This window comes from Oribacterium sinus, from assembly GCF_963537195.1.
GTDB classification, from domain to species: Bacteria; Bacillota; Clostridia; order Lachnospirales; family Lachnospiraceae; genus Oribacterium; species Oribacterium sinus_A.
In genome coordinates this window covers 1-7217 of sequence record NZ_CAUTEG010000108.1, presented here as the reverse complement: position 1 = coordinate 7217, position 7217 = coordinate 1, and the positions used below count along the sequence as shown (strand labels likewise).

Here is a 7217-nt window from a genome sequence, read left to right as displayed (position 1 = left end):
TTTTTCCAATCTTTAAGATAGTATCAGAACCGGCATGCGTTGACTTTAGCCAATATTAGCCAACATACAGCATTCCCCTAAAGAGTTCATTTTCATCTTTTCCATTGATATTTAAAGTCCAATTCTGCGTATCTCTTTCAACTGGTACTCGGTAGCAAGTTCCATTGTATTGGAATTGACTAAAATCATTTAGGTTAAAAATGCTGAAGTCCTCATTTCCTACATTGTCTATATATTTTTCATCAACAATGCGCATATCCATGTAAGAGGCATTATCCGTATACATCAGTAGGAGATAGGAACCGGTGGGGATAGTTCCTTCTTTTAGCGCATTCCCATTTGCATCTACTTCTTGAACCGGAACATCTTGAATGGCCTGGATAACATGATTGCTGGTTATTTTGTATCGGTTTCCATTGGGTTTTGGATAAGCTTCCGCATCAATCAACCAGTCTATTTCTACAGTATTGGTACTGAGAAAGCCGTTGTCTTCTGCTCCGCAAAACCCTTTAGCATCCGTAAAATTTTCCTTGAGAAGATGCGTATATTCGATATTGTCTACATTTTTAAAGTAGTATTCTCTAGCGGATAGGTCGACATTCCAGTTTTCCTCCGGTTTTAATTCCATAGTGGAGAGGTCAATTCTATAGAGTAAAGTTACCCCGTCTTCTTCATCCTTAAAGAGGTAAATGTAGTATTTTCCGGATTTTTTGAGAAGATATGGAGTTCCGTCAATGCCTTCCACAGCTCCACTTTCTCTACTGCCGGAAACGACGGAGATATCCAAATAAAACATTCCCTCTTCTTCCTGTTTTTTTAGATAAACGGGCTCCCGTTTTCCGCTTCCCTCCACATCTAAATCCAGATACATATTGTCAAAAAGTGGGATTACATAGTCTTCTTCCGTCTTAGTATATTCTTCGGCAAATATATTCTCCCCTTCATCAAAATATACGGTAAGAACTTTGGGAGACTTAAGAGACCGGCCGGTAAGATCGATATCGGAATATAGGGAAACGCCCTCCGCATTTACTGTCCAGGTAAGTTCATCTCCCTTCTCTTTTATACTCTGTACAAGTGTAAGAGGAAATTCCACCACTGTACCTGCGGATTCTTGTGCTCTTTTTTCTGCCAAAGCAAAGAAGCTGTCCCTGTCTTTTACCACATCGGAAAAAGCCAGTCGTTTTCCGCTTTTACTATCAAAATTCACAGAATAGTACTGATACTCACTTCCGCTTCCGGTGTAATCTATGGATTTGGAATTTAAAATGCTGACGATGCTTTTGTCTGCGCGAATAACATCACTATTGGTCTTTACTTCAGGAGTATTTCCTAAGTAGTTCGCCACATTCCTTTTGGCCTCTTCTGAAGTATTAGCAATATTTGTCAGTTCCGCAAAATCCTTTTGATATAGGTTTTCTACTTCCTTGTTATAGTCTTCAAAGGCCCTTCTCAGGGCATCAAATTCCTCACCCTCTTCCTTCAGGTGTAACTTAGTACTTTCTATACTATACAGATAATGATAGTTTGCATCTGTGTGCCTTTCTCCGATTTCTTCTAAAAGGATATGGGGCATTCCTATTATCGTGCTTTCAGCTTGTGCTTCTTTTTCTTCTCCGCTGTCCTTCTGCGGCTCCTGTGAATCACCGGATTCTGCCCCTGTTTTGTCCGTCCCGCCAGCTTCTTTTTCTGCCTTTGCACAAGACAGAAAAACAAAGCTAAGGAGAAGGAATAGTACTAAAATGAATTGTTTTTTTGCTTTCATTTTGCCCTCCTTGCCTTTTCTCTTTAAGAGATTTTACTTATCGTCTCTGTTTTTGTTCCGTACTATTCAAACATTAATTTTTACTATTTTATCATACTTTGTTTTCGTTTCAATATGATTTGAAGAGTAGATGGAACGTCAGAGCGTATAGGGACTGGAGGGAACTTAGTTGCGCCGGCAACTAAGGCAAGGAAGATGGATTTTTATATATATTTCTTCAATTCTCCATACCCCTCTTTTTCCATTTCCTCATAGGGAACAAAGCGGACAGAAGAGGAGTTAATGCAGTAGCGCAGGCCTCCCAGTTCTCTTGGACCGTCATTAAAGACATGACCCAGATGGTAGTCACCACCTTGGGAACGGACTTCTATTCTACGCATTCCCAGACTATCATCCTCCAGATAGCGGATTACTTCTCCGGCAATAGGTTTTGCAAAGCTGGGCCAGCCGCAGGCGGAGTGAAACTTGTCTTTGGAGGAAAATAAAGGCTCTCCGGTGGCTCTATCCACATAAAGCCCTTTGGCATTTGTATCCCAATAAACATTTTCAAAGGGGCGGTCTGTAGCACTATTCACCAGCACATTGTATTCGTCTTTTGTCAGCTTTTCCTGTAGTTCTTCTTCGGAAAGAGGCTGATATTGCTCTGAGTCAATCAATGGCTCATCCGCCAGGGCAAGGGAAATGTGACAGTAGCCTCCCGGATTTTTATTCAGATAATCCTGATGGTATTCTTCCGCAGAGTCAAAGGCTTCTAAGGGAAGCACTTCCACTACCAAAGGAGAGCTGTACTGCTCTTGCTCTTTTTTTAGAGCTTCCAGGATAATTTCTTTATCCGCTTCCTCTACATAGTAAATGCCGGTGCGGTATTGGGTGCCCACATCATTTCCCTGCTTATTTAAGCTGGTAGGGTCAATAATCCGAAAATAATAGCGCAAAAGATTTTTTAAAGGCAGGCGCTCCGGATCGTAGTCTATTTTTACGGTTTCCGCATGGCCGGTATTGTTGTGGCAAACCTCTTTATAGCTGGGATTTCTGCTGTTTCCGTTGGCATAACCGCAACAGGTAGAAAGCACTCCCGGAATTCTTTGAAAATAGGCTTCTACCCCCCAAAAGCAACCTCCTGCAAGATAGATGGTTTTCTGCATAGTAACTCCTCTCATACGGTAAGTTCATCATGAAGTAATCTTGTGGCATTGAAATTAAAGCTAGAATATTTAGCAGAATATTTGCTAAAGAAATCATGGCTTTGATTTTTAGCAGTCTTTTTTTACTTTAGCACAAATGAGAAGGCAATCTACAATATTCCCCATGATTTCCGGCTTTTTTTAGATTTGTATTTCGAAAAGTAAAACAATGCTATAGTATAGTGAGTGGTTAGAGAATGATACTTTGACAGATACAGAAAATAGAGAGACGGAAGCCGGATATGTATGAACCGGAGATTCCAAAAACGGGGATGCAGAAACCGATGATGCAGAAGCCGGGGATGTAAAGCCGGCGATGCAAAAGCAGCGATGTAGAAACCAGATATGTTGGAAGCAGAGATGGAAAAAATAGGAATGGAGAATATAGGAATGGAAAAAGAGCTGAAAATATCGTCCTTTTCCGTAGAGGGAAAGAAAGCGATACTGTATCAACCGCTTGAAAGTGTGGTGGAGAATAAATTAAATCAGGCGAATACAAATAGCAGACTGAACACAAATGGTCAGACTATGGAAGCAAAAGCTTTGGGAGGCAAATTATCCTCTCCGCTACTGATTCTTCATTGCTTTTCCGAAGAGGAAGAGGCGGTGGTAAAGCTTTTAAAAGGGCAGGAGTACTTTAGCTTTCCGCTTCTTTGTATCAATAACTTGGAATGGCAGAAGGACATGTGTCCCTGGAATAGTCCCGCTTTAATTAATACGGAAAAGGACTTTATCGGCCGGGCGGATGAATATTTGTCCCTCTTAGAAAAGGAAATTATTCCTAAGGCTGTAGAAATTCTTGGAGAAGAGCCGAACTGTTATGCCTTGGCAGGGTATTCCTTGGCGGGGCTTTTTGCCCTATATGCCGGCTATCGAAGTACTTTATTTTCTCGAATTGCCTCTGTCTCCGGCTCTCTTTGGTATCCAGGCTTCGTTTCCTTTGCCAAGGAGAAGAAAATGCTGGGCAAAGTGGAGAGGCTCTATCTTTCTTTGGGAATTGAGGAAGCGAAGACAAAGCATGCCGTACTGTCCACCATAGAAAGAAAAACCCGGGAACTGGTAGAGCACTACCAATCCTCGGGCTACTGTGTGAATTTTGAGCTAAATCCCGGAAACCATTTTTGTGAAGTGGAGCAAAGGATTGAAAAGGCTATCCGGTGGATTATGAAAGAGTGATTATCTTTTTATCCGATAATTTCCGAAAGCTTTACCTTTCTGTCTTCCATTCTGGACTTTGTGCAGGCATCCGCTGTGGCAATAGCGGCTCTTGCGGCTTCTCCGGTGAGAAGGGGCTTGTATTCGTCACTTACTTCTTTACCGTGCATTATACCATTGAGGAAGGCCATTTCCTTCTTCATAATGCCCTGTAGCCATAGTGGGGGCTTTCTGCCGGGTTTACCGTATTGAATGGCACCGTCCATTTCCGTACCATGGTAAATGCGGGTTCTGTCCGCATCTTCTTCCTCACTTTCGTGGAGAAGGAAATGGCTTTCTTTTCCGTCTACCTTCAGGGTGCCGCCGGCATCAAACATATCCAGCTTGATGGCGCCCTTTGTACCCTGAATCAATAGATAATGCTCCGGCCAACGGAAGGCGGAACCCCATTCCATCACAGCATAACGGCCATCCTTAAAACGAGCAGTAATGAAAATCATATCATCCTCATCACCAAAGGCCTCGCCCTGATGAGCCACATTTCCTGCCTCCATAGTAACTTCTTCCGGCATCCCTCCCATGAGGAACTGAACACAATCCAGCTCATGAATGTGGTGATAAAGGTGTCCTCCGGACTTCTCCCGAATTTTCTTCCAGGATACGGACTCCTGCACATCTTCCCAGCCGTTTCTGGCGGAATGGCAGTAGAGAACCTTTCCGATTTTTCCTTCGTTAATCAGTTCCTTTGCATGGTGTACACCATTGAAGAAATTCATGATGTGTCCTGCCATGAAAATCACGTGATTTTCTTCGCAGGCCTTTACCATTTCATCACAGTCTGCGTAGGAGAGGGCGATAGGCTTTTCGCAAAAAACATTCTTTCCGTGCTTTGCAGCCAAAATTACCGGCTCTTTGTGTAAATAATTTGGGGATGCCACGATAACGCAATTTACATCCGGTCTGGATACAAGGGATTCCAAGCTTGCTTCTGCATCGCAGGATAATTCTTTCGCAATAGTCTCTCCATTTTCCGGATCATATACGGCAACAACCTGTGCATCTTCTTGTTCTTTCATGATACGAGCCAATTCTGCACCGAAATAGCCCACACCCACTACGGCATAATTCATCATATTTTATTCCTCGCTTTTTTATCATTTACAAGAACTTACTTTACAGCTCCTTCGGACAGTCCTCCTGCAATCTTATTCTGAATCAGGCAGAAGAAGATAATGGAAGGAACTACTACCAATGTGGAAGCCGCCATCATATCGCCCCAGTCCAATATTTCTGAACCGTTTAGAGAGCGAAGGGCAACAGCCACAGTCATCTTGGAAGTATCATTGATTAGGATTAAAGAGTACAAAAACTCATTCCAAACATTGATAAAGGTATAAATGGCGGTGGCTACGATACCCGGTGCAACTAGGGGGATAACTACTTGCATAAACACCTGAATTTTATTGGCTCCATCTATCTTTGCGGCTTCTTCTATTCCTATGGGTACAGTTTTAAAAAATCCAACCAAAAGCCAAACCGCATAGGGAATACTGAAGGAAAGGTAGACCAGTACCAATCCGATTCTGGTATTGGTCAGTCCCAGCTTTGCCATTACGATGGAATAAGGAATGGCTAAAAGGATGGGAGGGAAAATGTAGGTGGTAACCAAAACCTTCGATAGTACCGTTCCGATTTTAGGGAAGAATCGAACAATGCCATAGGCTGCCAAAGAGGAAATTGTGATGGCAATTCCGGTTGTTGCTAAGGAAATAATGACACTGTTTTGGATATTTACAATGAATCCCAAATCAAAAATCACATGGCGATAATATTCCAAAGTTACTACCTTTGGGAGAAAGGCTGTGGGATTCCCGGTTAATTCGCCCTTTCCTTTAATGGAGGAAATAATAATCCATAGCAAGGGGAAAATGGCGAAGAAACAGAGGAGCAAGAGGTAGATGTGGCTGATTAAGCTCGCAAAATATTTCTTTCTCATTTATTTTCCTCCCTTTCCCAGCAATTCATAATGGTGAAGTAGATAATGCAAACACTCATTAAGAAAATAAACAGCAGCACTGTTACAGCAGAGGATTTTCCCAGCAGCTTGGTTCCCCAACCCATTTCATAGGCATAAAGGGGGACGGTTTGCGTGCTTCCGGCAGGTCCTCCACCGGTAATCAGATAGATTAAGTCGAAGTTATTGAAAATCCAAACCGTTCTTAAAACCACCAAAAGTCCCATAACCAGCTTGATGTGAGGAATGGTGATGTGTTGAAAAGACTGCAAGGCACTGGCACCATCGATTTTTGCGGCTTCATACTGGTCCTGTGGTACAGTTTGTAAAGCAGATAAGACATTGACCATAATCATCGGTGCTCCGAACCAAATGTTGATGAGTACCAGTACGATAAAAGCCAGATTCTTTTCTGTGAGAAACTGTGGAGCGGTTTCGCAAATTTTCCATTTCACCAAAAGATTCGGTAAAATGCCATAGACTCCGTTTAAAATCCAAGTCCAAGAGAAGGCGATAACGATGGAAGGGAAGGCCCAGGGAATAATCAGTAGAGTTTTATACATCCCTTTAAAGAGCTTTACCCGATTTAAGGCCAGAGCAGCAGTGAAGCCTACCAATATCTGTCCCAACAAGGAAAATACAGTCCATTTTAAAGAGTTCAAAAAGGCTGCCCAAAATTTGGGATCACTTAGAATATCTTTATAGTTTTTCAGTCCCAGAAAACTGTATCTTGGTCGAATTAGATTCTTACTGGTCATACTGAAAAAGAGACTGGAAAAAATGGGATAGACAAAAAGGGCGGCTACGACAATGACGGCAGGAAGTACAAACAACCATTTCGTATAAGATCTTGTCTTCATTTTCTGACCTACCTTTCTAGTTTGGAGAGGCTGCAAGAAGAAATCTTCTTGCAGCCTTTTCCGAGAAGAAAAAGATTATTGCGTAGCAGCTTCCATTAAGCTGTTTAACTTATCTTCAGCTTCTTTAGCGGCTGTCTTAACATCTGTTCCGTTGGTAATGATATCTTGGAACATTTCTTCAATCACGTGCTGGTTGGTAAGGATACCTGCCTGTACGCTTGGTCCATGCTCAAATCCGA

General features: G+C 42.3%; 6 protein-coding genes and 1 pseudogene. 1 reads left to right on the top strand and 6 read right to left on the bottom strand.

Annotation, left to right across the window (positions count from 1 at the left end; genetic code table 11):
• Positions 1–55: 55 nt before the first annotated feature.
• Positions 56–1765: a hypothetical protein gene (locus RYL27_RS09960; RefSeq protein ID WP_314966958.1), complete on the bottom strand. Its 1710-nt coding sequence runs from the start codon at positions 1763–1765 to the stop codon at positions 56–58.
• Between the two features lie 203 nt (positions 1766–1968).
• Positions 1969–2910 (bottom strand): peptide-methionine (S)-S-oxide reductase MsrA, encoded by a 942-nt coding sequence (gene msrA, locus RYL27_RS09955; RefSeq protein WP_314966956.1) that lies wholly within the window; start codon positions 2908–2910, stop codon positions 1969–1971.
• Positions 2911–3309: 399 nt separating this feature from the next.
• Between msrA and RYL27_RS09950 the strand changes: the two genes are divergently transcribed.
• On the top strand, positions 3310–4125 hold the full coding sequence (locus tag RYL27_RS09950) for an alpha/beta hydrolase (protein WP_314966954.1): 816 nt from the start codon (positions 3310–3312) through the stop codon (positions 4123–4125).
• Between the two features lie 8 nt (positions 4126–4133).
• Here the strand turns inward: RYL27_RS09950 and RYL27_RS09945 are convergent, their stop codons facing one another.
• The 4 genes and pseudogenes from RYL27_RS09945 to RYL27_RS11485 form a co-directional block, all read right to left on the bottom strand.
• Positions 4134–5237, bottom strand: a complete 1104-nt coding sequence (locus tag RYL27_RS09945; protein WP_314966952.1) for a Gfo/Idh/MocA family protein — start codon at positions 5235–5237, stop codon at positions 4134–4136.
• Positions 5238–5272: 35 nt separating this feature from the next.
• Entirely contained in the window at positions 5273–6100 is an 828-nt protein-coding gene (locus tag RYL27_RS09940; protein WP_314832883.1) for a carbohydrate ABC transporter permease, read from the bottom strand.
• Positions 6097–6978, bottom strand: coding sequence for a carbohydrate ABC transporter permease (locus tag RYL27_RS09935; RefSeq protein WP_314966950.1), 882 nt, complete (start codon positions 6976–6978; stop codon positions 6097–6099). Before RYL27_RS09935 ends, RYL27_RS09940 begins: the two co-directional genes overlap by 4 nt.
• Positions 6979–7053: 75 nt before the next feature.
• Positions 7054–7217 (bottom strand): annotated as a pseudogene (locus RYL27_RS11485) (ABC transporter substrate-binding protein); the annotation flags it as partial.

Excerpts from the sequence above, each read along its gene's own strand:
- RYL27_RS09960 (WP_314966958.1), bottom strand. The coding sequence starts at position 1,765 with ATGAAAGCAAAAAAACAATTCATTTTAGTACTATTCCTTCTCCTTAGC.
- msrA (WP_314966956.1), bottom strand. The coding sequence starts at position 2,910 with ATGCAGAAAACCATCTATCTTGCAGGAGGTTGCTTTTGGGGGGTAGAA.
- RYL27_RS09950 (WP_314966954.1), top strand. The coding sequence starts at position 3,310 with ATGGAAAAAATAGGAATGGAGAATATAGGAATGGAAAAAGAGCTGAAA.
- RYL27_RS09945 (WP_314966952.1), bottom strand. The coding sequence starts at position 5,237 with ATGATGAATTATGCCGTAGTGGGTGTGGGCTATTTCGGTGCAGAATTG.
- RYL27_RS09940 (WP_314832883.1), bottom strand. The coding sequence starts at position 6,100 with ATGAGAAAGAAATATTTTGCGAGCTTAATCAGCCACATCTACCTCTTG.
- RYL27_RS09935 (WP_314966950.1), bottom strand. The coding sequence starts at position 6,978 with ATGAAGACAAGATCTTATACGAAATGGTTGTTTGTACTTCCTGCCGTC.